The organism is Paenibacillus sp. 23TSA30-6 (genome assembly GCF_014858585.1).
Taxonomy (GTDB): domain Bacteria; phylum Bacillota; class Bacilli; order Paenibacillales; family Paenibacillaceae; genus Paenibacillus.
Genome location: NZ_SLTL01000005.1, coordinates 141,798 through 158,013 on the forward strand (window position 1 = coordinate 141,798; position 16,216 = coordinate 158,013).

Consider the following 16,216-nt stretch of genomic DNA (forward strand, 5'->3'; position numbering starts at 1 on the left):
AAGCCTATTCCTAACTCATGATTCAGGTTGGAATAGGCTTTTGAAGGTTAATCGTACGTGAATAGAAAAATCGCAATAAACATTACTTGCAAATTAACATTTTAGTAAACTCATGAAAATCATCTGCTAAGTGAAATAATCCTTCTTCTAATTCTTCAAGTGCCAATTCATAATCCCACAAAATTATACTTGGTTCATGCTGTCTACCTTTATTATAAAATAAGCAAACATAATCATCTAACTCAGTGAAAGCAATGGGAACAACACCATCTAAAAGTTGTTCCCTGCTGTCCATATATACTTCTCCAATGCTGTCTGAGCCTGAATATTTCATATCAAGCCACTGCTTAATTATAAATTTTCCATGATCGCTTTTTAGTATAATATTATGTTCATCCCTATATTCTTTTGTGTCAGAGAACCACTTAATATATGATTCAGGAATTTTTATATTTAAGTATTTCTCTAGTTCTTCAGTATTACGCATATATCATTCTCCTTTAAAAAATGGGAACTGTGAATTTCTATTCGTTTTATTAGGTTTAGGATTGAGATTAATGTACACTCGATGACTTCCTGTTGGTGTTTCTGGTGTGCTTATATTAAAACCATACTCTTTTTTATACAAAATTGTATTTTGTTCATCATTGTATTTTATATTATCAGGGTTCTTAACAGTATCCTCTCTTAACTTGATGACATCTATATCTTTTCCGAACTGTGTTTTTTTCTTCGTCGATATTTCATCAGGATTATATAAATGCTTTTCTGAGTGAATTGTCATGAAATCTTTTTTTTCCAGTCCACCATTTAGCTTATAGAAGTCAGCACCATTACTGGCCCCCGCTGCCCCATTTTCCTGTGGCATAATTGGTTTTGAAGGGTGAGTTTCTGGTATACCTTTACCCGAGTTTTTAAACGGCTCTTTTGGCAATCTAAACGATCGCGAGGGTAGCTTTAGATTCCTATTTAGCTTAACACCATGGGAACCTCTAATGCCTTGAAAGTTGTACGCTATACCTCCAATAATAATAAAAGCCGCTTGCCATTTGGGTATTTTTTCTCCCGTCCAAAGATTATAACCTTCCATTGCCGCTTTCGTCTGCTCCTGAATAATGTCCACATCATCTGATCCGTTGTCGATTTTGATGTCTCCATTTTTGAGCGCTTCATTGTAAGCGAGAGTGGCTTGGGCTGCTTTCTGGTCGGTAAGTCCATTTTTGCTGAGAACCCACATATTCCCTACTAATTTTTTTTCATACTCATCAAAGTTGTAGGCTGCTTTACTTTGTCCTGTCCCCTTTGTAGTCATCATCGCCATGGAAGCCGCAAGTGGAGGAATACCCGTAATAGCCCCGGACGTATTCCCTTGTTCAGCGTCTGCTTGTCGGAATTTTTCAGCACTAGCCATAAGATCTTGGGATGCTTTGGTCATACTTCCTAGAGCTGAATCCAGGATAGGCTGTGACAGATAAAAATCATGGAAGAATTTCTCCTTGGTTGCCCCCGCCCAAAAGGACTGAATAAACTGGATCTGTAGGGTAAGCTGGGTGCGCATACTCTCTAATTGTTGTCTGCCCTGATCAATTTGTTTGGATATATGCAGTAATTGATCAGGTGAAACCCTGATTCTACTCATACGTTTCTCCGCTCTTTTAGAATAAGATGGGAATAATATTATCAGAAGAGGGGAGTGGGAGTATCCTTCAATTATCCTAAATTTGCCTTTTATGTACTACTATATTTGTAATAGCTTTAGAGGCTTTAGTCCTAAAGGAGTCACTGCATGGTTGCAAAGCCGGAGAGAGAACAAAGTCCTAAGTACAAAAAACCCTGTATATCTTGAGATAATCAAGACACACAGGGTCGTTCACAGTAAAGAAGTTTCCAAACTACGTTGTACCGATCAAATTTCTGCCAAGTAATCGGCGAGTTGATTGAAGGTTCCTTCGAACCCCTGTTTATCTCATTTTTGAACGATTGGACTAGTTGTTTCTGTTGTATCTTTTGCCTCTCCGTGTCCCGCACCAAATAAGTTCAGTACCACCACGCCAATAACAATTAAAGCAATGCCTATAATGCTTCCTGTATTGATTTTTTCTTTCCAAATGAGTACAGAGATAAGCACTGTAGCAACGGCTCCGACGCCTGACCAAATTGCGTAAGTCATATTCAAAGGAAGCGTTTTGAGGGTTAAAGAGATAAAAAAGAAAGAGATACCAAACGCAACAATAGTCAATAGAGTTGGATACAGTCTGGTAAAACCTTCTGAAGCCTTAAGCATTGAAGTTCCAACAAGCTCACCAACGATGGAAATTACCAGAAAAAGATAAGCCATTATTCATTCTCCTTTACATATGTCTTTAGTTCTTCAATAATCTTTTGCTTAAATTCTTCATTTGGAGGAGCTAACCCGAACATTTCCGCAAACCACAAACCATCGATAACTAATCGGACCATCGTAGAACGAACCGGATCCAATTCATCGTTTTCGATTTTATTTTGGATATTGGCATACTCATCCTGAAGCAGTTTTAACATCTGAGGGTTAGTAAATTGTGCTGCAGAGAGAGCAGTATACAGGCCACTTACATCCTTATCCCCAAATGTCGACGTATCCATATAAGAACGAGTCCATTTTCCCTTGGAATGAATGTCACTTTCTGCTCTCATATGAAATTCTGTTACAAAGCTGTTCGACAGTTGCTCTACCATACCCAAAATCAGTTCATCTTTATTGGGAAAATGGTAAAGCAATCCTCCTTTGCTTATTCCCGCCTTCTTAGCAACGGCTTCTAAAGTTAATTTCTCTACTCCTTGTTCATGCACAATCATTGAAGCAGCTTTAAGAATTAATTCTTTTTTTAATTCTTTTTTGATTGTATTCATTTTTATCATCACCTATTTTTATTATACCGTCCAGACGGTTTTATTTCAATTGAATTATTGTTATGGATTTAGTACTTGCCAAGTTTGCTCTATGTATTTCATACATATCAGTTAAAAAGAAAGAAGCCTTGGAAGCACATCATTTCAGCCCCATCTGGGTAACGATCTGAAGATCGGCATTTCCCAAGGCAGAGAGACCAGTTCGCCCCGCTCCAGCTCCGCTTTTACAGCCATGTCCCGTAGGAAAGCAATGCCCATACCTGTCATGGCACAGTGTTTAATCGCTTCTGCACTACAAAACTCCAAGCTTGTGATTCCATCTATCCCGCGTCTCCCGATGGATCGATCAAATAAAGTTCGATAGGTGTAGCCTTTTTCCGTTAATAAAAATATTGGAGATCGGACAGAAATTGAATCGAATACCAAGGTATTGAGTGCGAAAGGCATGAAACAGTGCAGGCAAACGATAAGCACAAAGAATCTCACTTCCGCTGATTGTATAGTTCCCGTGATATCCTCCGTTTGTCGGTGTTTTTGGGCATTTTGGCGGGAACATCATCTCTCATGATAATCATGTTCAGGTGATGGAAGGAGACTGGAAGAATGACAAGTCCCTATACGAATTATTCCATTAAAGTGCTTGATAATATAAAAGGTAATCTACAGAAAGATGTTTCCATACCTATTCAAAAATCTGGGGGACTGAGTGAAGATAAGAGCACATATCTTTTATATGAAGATGACTCTCTCCCACAAAAAGGAAAGGCATACGTATTTACTGCTGCGACTCAGCCCGATGGTTCGTTGTTAGTATCAGGGCCAAATTCTAACATAGAGGTAAATACTGATTTCTTTTCGAAAAACAGTATCCAAGCGCTTAGTGAAGAAAGCATTGTCAATGCACTAACCAAAACAGATGAGTATAAAGAGTATCAAGATGCATATCAGAACGAAATTGTTAAAGATCGAAAAAGATTTGCTTCCAAGTATGACGCTTCCTAACTTATCCAAAAAAACAGAAAGGGAGCAAGCCAACGCTTGCTCCCGCTCCTATCTAAATTTGCAGTTATATCTTGCAAGTACTTAAAAATAATCCTGTAATTTCGTCATCCGTGTACGTCTCTGGGTTATGCAAAGAAAAGAGATCAACGCGTTAATTTTACGAAAATAAAGTTGGGCGAATTGTCATTTTAAAAAAAGTCTATACATATAATTTAAATGTATAGACAAATTAAAAAAACGGATTTATAATTACGCTGTAAGCGGTTTCTAGTAGTTAGCATCCAATTAGACCTTGAGAGGAAGGAACAATCATGAAAAATATTTTACTGGCGTGCAGCTCGGGTATGTCTACAAGTTTGCTGGTTACCAAAATGCAGGATTATGCCAAGTCTATTGGAGACGAGGCTGAAATTTGGGCAGTAGGTCAGGATCAGGCAGCAGAAGAAATGGCTAAGGCGGACGCGGTATTGATCGGACCGCAAATGAGCTTTCTTAAAGGACAGCTGCAAAAGGAAGCTGCTCAATACGGCATCCATGTAGAAGTGATCGACATGATGGCGTACGGACTGGTCGACGGCAAGAAAGTCTATGAACAGGCTTTGAAGCTGGTGGAGCGTAAAAATGGATAAAGTCAATATAGCCGATCTGACGGAAGAGCAAATTAGTTTCCAACTCATTCTTCATAGTGGAAGCGCTCGCAGTAAAGTGATTCAAGCACTGAGCGAATACCGGAATGAGAACACGGAAGGTGCAGACGATCTCATTAAGCAGGCGAAGCAGGATTTGCGGGCTGCGCATGATATCCATTTTCAAATGGTGAAGAATGAAGCCGGAGGAACCCCAACTCCTTTGTCGCTCCTTCTGATGCATGCGGAAGATCATCTCATGTCCACGGTCACTATGAAGGATCTGGTTCAAGAGCTGCTAGAGCTTTTCAAATCCAGAAATTTATAATCTGTACACAAGAATTTGTGAAATTAGGGACATGAGAATTTCACAACAAACCTAATGCAAGTTACTTTGCGGGGAGGAATAGGCTTTGTTTGAAAAATTAAGCCAAATTTTAATACCTATTGCCGGTAAACTGAACAATAACCGCTATCTTACTGTATTGCGTGATGCATTTATGTTGTCATTTCCATTAACGGTTTTCGGCTCTATTATCGTCGTTATTATTAATCTGCCGTTTCTAAAAGGGTGGATGGGCGAGGGCAATCTGACGACTTTTCAGAATCTGCTGAATATTGCGCCTAATGCAACACTGAATATCATGACCATGTTTGTGGTCGTCGGGATCGGGTATTATCTATCCCGAAGTTATAAGGTAGAGCCGATATTTGGCGGCATGATCGCTTTGGCCAGCTTCCTGATGCTGACTCCGTTCGTACTGACTCAAGAAAGCGGTGCCACGATTGCTGGGGTCATTCCTGTCGACCGGATCGGGGCCAAGGGCATGTTCCTCGGGATGATCGTCGCTTTTATCGCGGCTGAGATTTACCGAAAGGTGACGCAGAAGAAGATTGTTATTAAAATGCCACCAGGGGTTCCGCCAGCGGTTGCCAAGTCTTTTGCCGCATTGCTGCCTGCGTGTATTACGCTAGGAATATTTTTAATCATCAACGTAGTGGTCACTTTGACGCTTCACAATAATCTGCATGACTTGATTTATCATGCCGTTCAGGCACCGCTGGTGCATTTGGGCAGTGGCATTATCCCTACATTGATTGCCGTTTTCTTTGTTCAGCTTTTATGGTTCTTCGGGCTACATGGTCAAATTATTATCAACTCGGTCATGGACCCGATCTGGAATACGCTGGCACTGGAAAACTATGAAGCGTACTCCAAAGGTTTGGAGCTGCCGCATATTATCACTAAGCAGTTTGTGGATATTTATACAGTAGGTATCGGTGGTACAGGTATGACCCTGGCCGTGGTACTTTCGATTCTGTTCTTCCTTAAGAGCAAGCAAATGAAGCAGGTCAGTAAGCTGGCCCTTGGACCGGGCTTGTTCAATGTTAACGAACCCGTCATATTCGGTCTACCGATTGTGATGAATCCGCTGATTTTTGTTCCTTGGGTGATTTCACCCATGATCGTTACGCTGATTACTTACTTTGCCATGTCTACCGGAATTGTGCCTCCACCTAATGGGATACAGGTTCCTTGGACGATGCCATTGTTCTTTAGCGGAATGATGGGGACGGGTTCCCTGATGGGCGGAGTGCTGCAACTGTTTAATATGGTTGTCGTCTTTATCATCTGGTTCCCTTTCCTGAAAATTATCGACCGGGTAAATGTTCGTAAAGAACAGGAAGAGGAGCTAAGCCAGGCGGCCATTGCAGGCAAGGATCAAACTGTTGGAATGTAACGTGAATGAGCTGCTGGATTAGCAGCTTGTTCATTGGAAAAGAGAGAGGAGTAGAGCTGTGAATCATACCGAAATGAAAGATACAGAGAAGCAAACCGTTTCATACCTTTTTCCATCCGACTTCTGGTGGGGTTCCTCAGCTTCGGCTACCCAGACAGAAGGAACCGTGGAGGGAGACGGCAAAGGACCGAACATATGGGATTATTGGTTTGAGCAGGAGCCGAACCGTTTCTATGACGGGGTCGGTCCTGCGGATACGTCCCGTTTTTATACACGCTACAAAGAAGATATTGCACTGATGAAGGAGCTGGGCCATAATTCATTTCGGTTTTCCATCTCCTGGTCGCGCCTGTTTCCGGCGGGAAGAGGTGCTATAAACCAGCAGGCGGTTCAATTCTATAATGCAGTGATAGAAGAATTGCGTCAGGCCGATATTGAGCCGTTCGTGAATTTGTATCACTTTGACTTGCCGATGGCCTTGCAGGAAAAGGGAGGCTGGGTAAATCGGGATACGGTCGAAGCTTATGTGGATTACGCCAATACCTGCTTCGAGCTGTTCGGGGATCGTGTAGCCAAATGGTTTACGCATAATGAGCCAATTGTCCCGGTGGAAGGCGGCTATCTGTACGATTTCCACTACCCGAATGAAGTGGATTTCCGTAAAGCTGTACAGGTGGGGTATCATACCCTGTTATCGAGCGCCAGTGCCATTCAGGCATACAGAAAGGGAGGCTATAAGGGCAAAATTGGCATTATTTTGAACCTGACGCCAACCTATCCGCGTAGTCAGCATCCGGCAGACGTGCAGGCTGCTGAAATATGCGATGCGTTCTTTAACCGTTCCTTTTTAGACCCATCTGTGACGGGAGAATTTAATCCTTTGCTCGTGGAGCTGTTACGCCAAGAGGATTTTTTACCAGTAACGGAAGAAGGGGACCGGGAGATTATACGTCAGGGTAAGGTTGACCTGCTGGGCATTAACTATTATCAGCCGCGCAGAGTCAAGGCCCGCGAAAGTCTGCCGAACCCGGACGCGCCTTTTGTGCCCGAACGTTACTTCGATTATTACGTTATGCCTGGTCGCAAGATGAATGAGATGCGGGGCTGGGAAATCTACGAAAAGGGAATATACGACATTTTGACTAATGTCAGAAAAAATTATGGTAACATCGAATGCTTCATTTCAGAAAATGGAATGGGCGTTCAGGGTGAGGAAAAATTCAGGGATGAACAGGGTATGATCCGCGATGACTATCGCATTGATTTTATCCGTGAGCATCTAAAATGGGTTCAACGAGCGATCTCGGAGGGCTCCAATGTGAAAGGCTATCACCTGTGGACGTTTATGGACAACTGGTCCTGGTCGAACGCCTATAAAAACCGCTATGGCTTTGTATCTGTCGACCTGCAGGACGGAGGTAAACGATCCGTTAAACAAAGTGGGCACTGGTTCAAGCAGGTGATCGAAAATAACGGATTTTAAGGTGGTCCTCTGGACCGCCTTTTTTTCTTCATCACCGAAAATGGACTATGCCGTATGCCGCTGGTGAGAAAGTGTAATGTTCGGTATACTTACTTATACCGTAATACCTTAACGTCCCGCCTGCAGAACAAAATGAACCAGCGATACCGATGTTTTGGTAAAATGCTGACATAAAACAATTTTTAGTACAGGTGGTAGACTGATGAATAAATACGAGCGGATTGCGCAAGAAGTCAAACAGCGGATTATGGATAAAACCTATAGCGGTGATGATCCGATCCCCGATGAAATCTCGCTGGCAAATGAGTTTCAGGTGAGTCGGATGACGATTAAGAGGGCATTGGATACATTGGTGATGGAAGGACTGTTGAATCGTAAAAGAGGGCACGGGACCTTTATCGTCAAATCGGTTCACAATGGTCCTGTTAACGTCGTCGTGAATGAAATGCTGGGCTTAACCAACGTCCTGCGCGGAAAAGAAATCAAAAATAAAATCGTAGCCTTTGACGTTCAATTTCCATCCGAGGAAGTAGCGGCTCATCTATTTATTGATGCCAATTCTCCTGTATATCACCTCATCCGTCTGCGTGTTGTAGAGGGCGAGCCCTATGTTATCGAGCGCACGTACATGCCCACGAAGCTGATAAGCGGTATTACCGAGCAGGTGCTGTATGGCTCGGTGTACAAACATATTAAGGAGGAGCTGGGCCTTAATATTGTCGGTTCACATCGTACAATCCGTGCGTCCAAGTCGACAGAACTGGATCGGGAGCATTTGGACTGTGCAGCGGATGATCCAATCTTGGAAATTGAGCAGGTGGGATATCTGGATACGGGTATTCCGTTTGAATACTCTTTCTCACGACATCGGTACGACAAATTTGTGTTTACCACAGTGAACCGGATGCGTTGATAAGTAAAGAATAAAAGAATAAGCATAAGGATTCGAGCTACAGATCTCGGATCCTTATGCTTTCTTTTGGTTAACCATTTAGGGGAAAAGGAGACGTTCTATTTTTTACAATAAGAAATAAAATTTTCTAACCATTGTATGATTCCAGTCTCGCGTAAAATAGCACCATCTAATACAAGATAATCGCCAAAGTTATCACTATCAAGAGGAGGAATAGTTTCATAGCGTTCTTTATTTTTGCGTAAATGTTCCAGCCTATCTTGATGTTGAAGCAGCTGATGTTCCAACAGATCTAATCGGGTTGTTACATCCAGATGATTAGAAAAATACATTCTCAGCCTAAACACATCTTTGGGAGTCGGTTCAATAGGCTCTGCTTTTTTTAACCATTGTAAAAAATCTTCTTTGCCTTCCTCCGTAATCGAATACAATTTTTTTTCTAAAATCTCTCCGCTAATTTGGATTTCGTAGACGATAAGTCCCTCATTAAGCAGCTTTTTTAATTCTGGATAGATCTGACTGTGCTTTGCAGTCCAAAACTCGCCTAAATCTCTACTGAATTCTTTACCGATATCATAACCAGTCATAGGTTCTTTATTTAACAAGCCTAGGATGGCATATTTTAAAGTTCTCATAAGGCTCTCTTCCTTATACATATTCGTCGTTTATTGGTTAAGTATAACATATTTAGCGAGTCCACAATAAAATTGATACATATATTCAAAAACACGTTCTACAAATCATATAAATACATACATGTTTCTGTTGATATATTCGAAAGTGCGTGTTAATATTAATTCGAAATATGTGAATGATTTCACAATACAACAACGAGGGAGAAGAAGATCTTAGTGGAACTTACAAAAAAGAGATGGATTATTCTGATTGCAAGCTGCTTTATTAATCTGTGTATTGGATCAATTTACGCGTGGAGTGTATTTTCTGCCCCAATGGCAGAATATTTGAGTAGCGTAACAGGACTTAGTTTAACACCGGGGAATTTGGCTATAGCATTTACGATTACAAATTCGGTAGGTCCTATCACGATGATTTCAGGTGGCTGGATTAATGATCGGTTCGGGCCCAAGAAAGTGATCTTTGTAGGGGGCTTGCTGTTTGGAGGCGGTATGATTTTATCAGGATTTGCAACATCTGTAGGTTACCTGGTATTGGCTTACGGTATCGTACTCGGCCTAGGAACGGGAATGGTTTACGGATGTACAATTAGCAACTCTATTAAGTTTTTCCCTGACAAAAGAGGATTAGTTGGCGGTATAACAACGGCTGCTTATGGAATAAGCTCAGTTATTATACCTCCTATTGCCAATAGTTTAATCAGTAGGTCTGGTGTGACATCAGCATTCATTATCATCGGTATAGCATTTCTTATTATTGTATGTGCTGCTTCTTTCTTCATTGAGAAATGTCCATCTGATTTTGTCCCTGCAGGATGGACACCCAAGACTGTAAATGTTGGCCGTTCTATTCAGAACGACAAAGACTGGAAAGGCATGCTCTCAAGCCCTCTGTTTTATATCATGATCTTGTTATTAATGTGTGGTGCTTTTGCCGGACTCATGTGTACATCACAAGCTTCTCCTATAGCTCAGAAAATGATTGGTATGTCTGCGGCAGCCGCTACGACAGTTGTTTCCGTATTGGCATTGTTTAACACGGGCGGACGAATCGTTGCAGGCTATATTTCGGACAAAATCGGTCGAATCAATACCCTGGCATTTTCTTCTGTCTTTTCGGTCATAGGACTCACATTGCTTTATTTTTCAGGCGAAGGTAGTGTGTTGACATTCTATATTGGTATTTCAGTTATTGGTTTATGCTTTGGTGCACTGATGGGGGTATTTCCTGGATTTACTGCCGATCAGTTTGGTGTGAGAAATAATAGTGTGAATTATGGAATTATGTTTATTGGATTTGCAACAGCAGGATACTTTGGCCCATCCATTATGAGTCATGTTTACAGCACAGACAGTAGCTATCAGAGAGCTTTTGTCATTGCGGCCGTACTTGGCATAACAGGACTTGTTCTAACATTTGTATATAAGTTGGCTGCCCGAAAAAATCAGAAGATGGCTGTGGATAAGAATTAGAAAGCTATCCATTAAACGTAAGAAAGCAAATAAATACAGATAAGGAGAATGAAATCATGCAAAGAAAATATCCAAACCTATGTAAACCAATCACGATTGGAAATGTGACTTTCAGAAATAGAATGTTTGGCTCTCCTATGGGAGGTACAGATATTACAGCTGACTGCACTATTGGACCGAAATCTACAGCTTTTTATGAATTAAGAGCCAAAGGCGGTGCTGCGTCAGTCACGGTCAGTGAAGTTGTAGTTCATCCCGAAACGGAAGCTTCCCATATGTACCATCTGGATCTGGGGACAGTAGATTCTCTTGCTAGTTTTACCTATACTGCAGACGCTATTCGCCGTCACGGGGCAATTGCCAGTGTGGAATTGTCTCATTCTGGACAGTATGCGGGAACTTATCTGACTGACAAAAATAAGAAACAAGGACTTGCTCAGTGGGGACCCAGCCCCGGAGTACGCCCGGACGGCAGAGAAGTAAAGGAACTTTCGCAAGAACTAATTGATGATATCGTAGCAGCTTATGGTAGATGTGCTGGACTTGCCAAGAGAGCAGGTTATGAAATGATTATGGTTCATGGCGGACATGGATGGTTGATTAATCAGTTTTTTTCTCCTTATTTCAACCGCAGAACAGACAAGTATGGCGGATCTTTGGAAAACAGGGTGCGTTTTGCACAGGAGGTTCTGGACAGTGTCCGTGAAGCGGTGGGTTCTGGCTTCCCAATCGAGTTTAGAATGAGTGGTTCGGAGTTATTTGAAGGCGGCTATGACCTGACAGAAGGTATAGAAATTGCTAAATTAATCGAATCAAGAGTCGATTTGCTCCATGTATCTGCTGGAACTTATCAGACAGGCTTTGGTATCACACATCCTTCGATGTTCTTGCCTCATGGAAGTAACGTTTATCTTGCAGCAGAGATTAAGAAGCATGTAAGTGTTCCGGTTGCAACGGTCGGCGGATTAAATGACCCAGCTCAAATGGAAGAAATCATTGCCAGCGGCCAGGCGGATGTTGTTGAAATGGCTCGCGCACTGCTGGCTGATCCAGAGCTTCCAAAAAAGGTGATGAGTAACCGCGACGAGGACATTATTAAATGTCTGAGATGCTTCACCTGTATGGCTGAACGTGCAGAAACATCCACAAGACGCTGTACGGTTAACCCATTAATTGGTCGTGAAATGGATGGAACAGAAATATATCCTTCCCCTAATCCACGTAAGGTTCTAGTAGCCGGCGGAGGCCCAGGCGGACTTTATGCAGCTCTTACTGCAGCTAAACGGGGACATAAAGTCATTCTATGTGAGAAGTCTGACGAGATAGGTGGTATCTTGAGGGGAGAACAGGCGATTCCTTTTAAATATGAGATGTATGAGTTAGGTGTTACTCTCGGAAAACTGGCCAAAGACGCTGGCGTTGAGATTCGCTTGAATACACCTGTTACTAAAGAGTATGCGGAGAAAGAAAATGTGGATGCGTTAATTATAGCGGTTGGTTCCGCACCGCTTGTTCCTCCGATTCCTGGATTGAATGGTGATAACGTAGTTATTGTGAATAACTACTACCTGGAGAAGGACAAAGTCAGCGATAGCGTAGTCGTATTGGGAGGCGGTCTGGCAGGCTGTGAAGCAGCCATTCACTTTGCCCAGGAAGGTAAGACTGTTCATCTGGTAGAGATGAGAGCAGAGCTGGCTCCAGATGCTAATATTAGACATCGTCCCATTATGCTAAAAGAAATCGAAAAGAATAACATTCAAGTTCATTTAGGATTTAAAGGGCTATGTGTTACAAAAGAAGGTGTTGTTTGCGCTGATTCAAATGGTGAAGAACATCTTGTTCCAGGTACTTCAGTCATTTGTGCGCTTGGACAACGAGCAAGAAGAAACGTAGTAGATGAGTTAATGGATTGTGCACCTTATGTTTCACAAATCGGAGATTGTGTGAAGGCATCTACGATCACGACTGCAATCTATCAAGGATATCATGCAGCGCTTGATATCTAATGACCTGCGACTCACTGTCACCACCTGGCCTGGGACGCTTCTGGAAGTTTAAGAGAGGCACTCGAACATAGCGGTTCAACACAAATCGCACAACTCCTGCAATGGGTACAACATTGCGCAAGAGTTGTGCGATATTTTTTTAAGATTACAGATTGTATGGATGGTCAGCATGGCATAGCCTTTGGTGAATTTGCCCGTAAGGTCTTACGATCTCAAGGGTTTAAGGCAATATTCCAGACGCGAAAGTTAGTTACCAAGCAACCTTACTTCATGCACAGTCGGGGTATACCAGTTGTTCGGGTTATTAAATAACACCGCATTGACGAGATTAATTCGTACATAGCGTGCCTGGAAGTTAACCTTGTCGCTGGTAAAACCATACGAAGTATTACCAGTGCGGTCAATGGTGGAATAGTTAGTTCCATCCACGCTGTATTCAATTTTATATTTATAATACGCCTCAGATCCTTTGTACATAAACCAGGAAATATCCACTTCGCTGATTGTCTTCGTGCTGCCCAGATCAACCTGCCACCAGGCGGGCCAGGATGCAGATGCGGCCTTCCATGAGGTTTGGGCGTTGCCGTCATTCGCCAGCGAAGCCGGAGAGCCGGATGCGACTGAGTTAGCAGTCGCCGTTTTGCCTTGCGCGTGATTCACAAGCGAAGGCAGAATCACGTTGCCTGTCGCGGCATCCAGATCCCAACTGCTGTACCAGTTCAGCGTTGCCGTTTTGCTGGAGTCATTCAGGGTCAGCGGTAGCCATATAAACTTGTGGTCGCTCAGATTGAGCGGATTCCAACGATCGCCCATATAGATGTAGCTGGTTCCTGCACTGCCTGTAATGGTGGCGATGGAGTGAATCTGCGAGCCGTAGGCTGCCGGGTCACCGAAGGGTGAAAGAGCAGACCAGCTTCCCGTCATGGAGCTGGCGGTTGCATAAGCACCCTGATTCGGATACCAGCCGGATGCCTGTGAGGTAAACAGATAGTAGGTGTTGTTCTTTTTTACAACAGCAGGGGCTTCACGGTAACCATTCTCGAAAATCCAACCAACAAACGATTGCACGCCCATATAATCGTCGGTCAGCTTGAAGATCGCCATCGTATCGTTGGCGCCGCCATTTTTGCGAGAAGCGGTAACGAGGTAGCCACTGCCGTCCGTATCCGTGAATACGGTCATATCGCGGGATTCATAATTCAGCGGGCGGAAGCTGCCTTGATAGGCAAAAGTTCCGTCTGGTGTATCGCTGGTAGCAACAGCTACGCGACCTAGCGAATAATCGGTGCCATTTTCATAATGAGCCCATAGCACGTATTTTCCGGTTGCTTTGTTATAAATGACCTTGGGACGCTCAATTTTGCTGGAATTCAGCTCAGGGGCGGAATCCTTGGTGAGAATACTGCTGCGGAAGGACCAATTTTTCAGATCGGTTGAGGTATATACGTTCACTTTTTCAAATTTCCAGTTCTCGGCATGCTCGCCGTACCAATAATAAGTAGAGCCTACTTTTAGAATATTGCCGCTGTTCGCCTGAATCGGATTACCTGCGGTATCCTTCCAATCCGTTCCATTTGTAATGGCAGTGCTTGCTGCTGCGTTCAGCGATAGTGCTGCATCAGCATGAATGGTATCCAAACCATTCAGCGCTTCGACTCCATAGGTTGCATGGGTCACACCTGTCGTATTGGCATGTGCTGCATTCGGTTGAAGCCCTGTACCGACCACTGCAAGTATGATGCATATCCATGCGCCCAGCCATTTTCTATTGATTAACTCCACGATATCATCTGCCTCCCTTAATGCGGATAGGATGGGCCAGAAGGGCTTGTCCGGCACCTCATCTTCAATTTTACCTTAATTGGAAGCGTTTACAAGTGGAATAAATTGAAGTTTTTAGAATGGTGAAACCGTAAAGGGGGAAGGTCATTGATTATATTCTGAAATGTTTATGATTGTGCGCTTTGTCATTGACACGTTCGCAAATTATTTCAAATTTAAAGTGACTGCAATCACATAAATGGTTACTTTATGTGGGTATACTGGGCTGTAAATGGAGGGTTAACAATGGGGTGCATATGTTGAAACACCCTTTGTTCATCTTATTTTGGAGAGAAGAGGGATACAAAGATGCTGAGTGAGCAAACCATTGCAACGATAAAATCGACTGTACCTGTTTTGGAGGTTCATGGAACTACGATCACCAAGCGCTTTTACCAAATGATGTTCGAGGCTCATCCCGAGCTGCTGAATATATTCAATCACGCTAACCAGAAGCAAGGACGTCAGCAAGGGGCGCTGGCCAATGCTGTATATGCGGCTGCACAGCACATTGATCGTCTGGAGGAAATCCTTCCGGTGGTGCGGCAGATTGCACACAAGCATCGCAGTTTGGGAATTAAGCCTGAGCATTATCCTATCGTCGGAAAATATCTGCTCGCTGCGATCAAGGACGTGTTGGGGGATGCGGCTACAGACGAGATCATCGCCGCATGGGCCGAGGCCTATGGTGTGATCGCTAATGTATTTATAGACGTGGAAGCTGAAATGTACAAGGAGGCTGGACAGCAGCAGGGAGGCTGGTCAGACTTTAAGAGCTTTGTTGTGCAGAAAAAGGTCAAGGAAAGCGACCAAATTACGTCCTTTTATCTGGTGCCGCAGGATGGACAGGTGCTGCCTGAATTCGAGCCTGGGCAATATATCAGCTTAAAGATGGAAATTCTGGGCGAACACAATACCCACATTCGTCAATACAGTCTTTCGGATGCACCGGGCCAACCTCACTACCGGATCTCCGTAAAGCGCGAGGATGAAGTAGGGTCCCGTCCGGCAGGTAAAGTATCCGTGTATCTGCATGAGCAGGTGCAAGAGGGTGATGTGCTTCAGGTATCTGCACCGGCGGGTGATTTTACGCTGGATCGGGCAGATCGCAGACCTGTCGTACTGATCAGCGGTGGGGTCGGGCTAACACCGATGGTCAGTATGCTGGCTTCCTTGGTGAAGTCTGCCCCGGATCGCTCTGTCACCTTTGTCCATGCAGCAGTCAACGGGGATAACCATGCTCTGCGTAATGAGGTGGAAAAGCTGGTCGCCACACATGCACAGGCCGCAGTTCGGTGGTGTTATAGCAGACCAACCGAGCAGGATCGGCTGGCACAGGCTTTTCACAAGGAAGGCCGTTTGGATCTGGCCTGGTTGCAATCCGTGATACCGGAACGTAATGCGCAGTATTACTTTTGCGGCCCTGAGGGATTCATGCAATCGGTGTATGCTCTTTTGAAGGAGTGGAATATCCCTGCTTCGGATATCCACTATGAATTTTTTGGCCCTGCCAGAGCGTGGGAAGCCGAAGCGCAGTGAGAAGTTTAAAAAGGCGAAGGATAGTTTCCTTCGCCTTTGTTGATCATCACGTTTGGAGTTTATATTAATGCTGCTCGTGTTACATAA

The 16,216-nt window shown here is 43.5% G+C and carries 16 protein-coding genes; 9 read left to right on the forward strand and 7 right to left on the reverse strand.

Annotated elements, in window-relative coordinates; translation table 11 throughout:
- Positions 1 to 82: 82 nt before the first annotated feature.
- The 5 genes from E0698_RS06545 to E0698_RS06565 form a co-directional block, all read right to left on the reverse strand.
- The gene (locus E0698_RS06545; protein WP_192511008.1) at positions 83 to 487 is read right to left on the reverse strand and encodes an SMI1/KNR4 family protein; all 405 of its coding nucleotides are present in this window, start codon (positions 485 to 487) and stop codon (positions 83 to 85) included.
- Between the two features lie 3 nt (positions 488 to 490).
- A complete protein-coding gene (locus E0698_RS06550; RefSeq protein ID WP_192511009.1) occupies positions 491 to 1,639 on the reverse strand; it encodes a WXG100 family type VII secretion target in 1,149 nt (382 codons plus the stop codon).
- Between the two features lie 327 nt (positions 1,640 to 1,966).
- Positions 1,967 to 2,338 (reverse strand): DMT family transporter, encoded by a 372-nt coding sequence (locus E0698_RS06555; protein WP_192511010.1) that lies wholly within the window; start codon positions 2,336 to 2,338, stop codon positions 1,967 to 1,969.
- The gene (locus E0698_RS06560; RefSeq protein ID WP_192511011.1) at positions 2,338 to 2,889 is read right to left on the reverse strand and encodes a TetR/AcrR family transcriptional regulator; all 552 of its coding nucleotides are present in this window, start codon (positions 2,887 to 2,889) and stop codon (positions 2,338 to 2,340) included. The genes E0698_RS06555 and E0698_RS06560 overlap by 1 nt, the downstream gene beginning before the upstream one ends.
- A 144-nt stretch (positions 2,890 to 3,033) precedes the next feature.
- Entirely contained in the window at positions 3,034 to 3,336 is a 303-nt protein-coding gene (locus tag E0698_RS06565; protein ID WP_238353886.1) for a LysR substrate-binding domain-containing protein, read from the reverse strand.
- 156 nt (positions 3,337 to 3,492) lie between these two features.
- Here E0698_RS06565 and E0698_RS06570 point away from each other — a divergent pair, with 156 nt between their 5' ends.
- The 6 genes from E0698_RS06570 (at position 3,493) to E0698_RS06595 (ending at position 8,655) form a co-directional block, all read left to right on the forward strand.
- The gene (locus tag E0698_RS06570; protein WP_192511012.1) at positions 3,493 to 3,891 is read left to right on the forward strand and encodes a hypothetical protein; all 399 of its coding nucleotides are present in this window, start codon (positions 3,493 to 3,495) and stop codon (positions 3,889 to 3,891) included.
- A 311-nt stretch (positions 3,892 to 4,202) separates the two neighbouring features.
- The gene (locus tag E0698_RS06575) at positions 4,203 to 4,520 is read left to right on the forward strand and encodes a PTS sugar transporter subunit IIB (RefSeq protein WP_025684653.1); all 318 of its coding nucleotides are present in this window, start codon (positions 4,203 to 4,205) and stop codon (positions 4,518 to 4,520) included.
- The gene (locus tag E0698_RS06580; protein WP_025684654.1) at positions 4,513 to 4,845 is read left to right on the forward strand and encodes a PTS lactose/cellobiose transporter subunit IIA; all 333 of its coding nucleotides are present in this window, start codon (positions 4,513 to 4,515) and stop codon (positions 4,843 to 4,845) included. Before E0698_RS06575 ends, E0698_RS06580 begins: the two co-directional genes overlap by 8 nt.
- An 85-nt stretch (positions 4,846 to 4,930) precedes the next feature.
- Complete coding sequence (gene celB / locus E0698_RS06585) at positions 4,931 to 6,259, forward strand: PTS cellobiose transporter subunit IIC (protein WP_192511013.1); 1,329 nt, start codon at positions 4,931 to 4,933, stop codon at positions 6,257 to 6,259.
- A gap of 73 nt (positions 6,260 to 6,332) precedes the next feature.
- Positions 6,333 to 7,742: a glycoside hydrolase family 1 protein gene (locus tag E0698_RS06590; protein ID WP_192511066.1), complete on the forward strand. Its 1,410-nt coding sequence runs from the start codon at positions 6,333 to 6,335 to the stop codon at positions 7,740 to 7,742.
- Positions 7,743 to 7,944: 202 nt separating this feature from the next.
- A complete protein-coding gene (locus E0698_RS06595; protein ID WP_044644208.1) occupies positions 7,945 to 8,655 on the forward strand; it encodes a GntR family transcriptional regulator in 711 nt (236 codons plus the stop codon).
- Positions 8,656 to 8,753: 98 nt separating this feature from the next.
- Here the strand turns inward: E0698_RS06595 and E0698_RS06600 are convergent, their stop codons facing one another.
- Positions 8,754 to 9,290 (reverse strand): PadR family transcriptional regulator, encoded by a 537-nt coding sequence (locus E0698_RS06600; protein ID WP_044644212.1) that lies wholly within the window; start codon positions 9,288 to 9,290, stop codon positions 8,754 to 8,756.
- Between the two features lie 216 nt (positions 9,291 to 9,506).
- Between E0698_RS06600 and E0698_RS06605 the strand changes: the two genes are divergently transcribed.
- The gene (locus tag E0698_RS06605) at positions 9,507 to 10,763 is read left to right on the forward strand and encodes an L-lactate MFS transporter (RefSeq protein ID WP_044644213.1); all 1,257 of its coding nucleotides are present in this window, start codon (positions 9,507 to 9,509) and stop codon (positions 10,761 to 10,763) included.
- Positions 10,764 to 10,819: 56 nt separating this feature from the next.
- Complete coding sequence (locus E0698_RS06610) at positions 10,820 to 12,769, forward strand: oxidoreductase (protein WP_044644214.1); 1,950 nt, start codon at positions 10,820 to 10,822, stop codon at positions 12,767 to 12,769.
- A 246-nt stretch (positions 12,770 to 13,015) separates the two neighbouring features.
- Here E0698_RS06610 and E0698_RS06615 read toward each other — a convergent pair whose 3' ends face one another.
- Positions 13,016 to 14,551 (reverse strand): family 43 glycosylhydrolase, encoded by a 1,536-nt coding sequence (locus E0698_RS06615; RefSeq protein ID WP_443146901.1) that lies wholly within the window; start codon positions 14,549 to 14,551, stop codon positions 13,016 to 13,018.
- 348 nt (positions 14,552 to 14,899) lie between these two features.
- Between E0698_RS06615 and hmpA the strand changes: the two genes are divergently transcribed.
- Positions 14,900 to 16,129 (forward strand): NO-inducible flavohemoprotein, encoded by a 1,230-nt coding sequence (gene hmpA, locus E0698_RS06620; RefSeq protein WP_192511014.1) that lies wholly within the window; start codon positions 14,900 to 14,902, stop codon positions 16,127 to 16,129.
- The last annotated feature ends 87 nt before the right edge of the window (positions 16,130 to 16,216 follow it).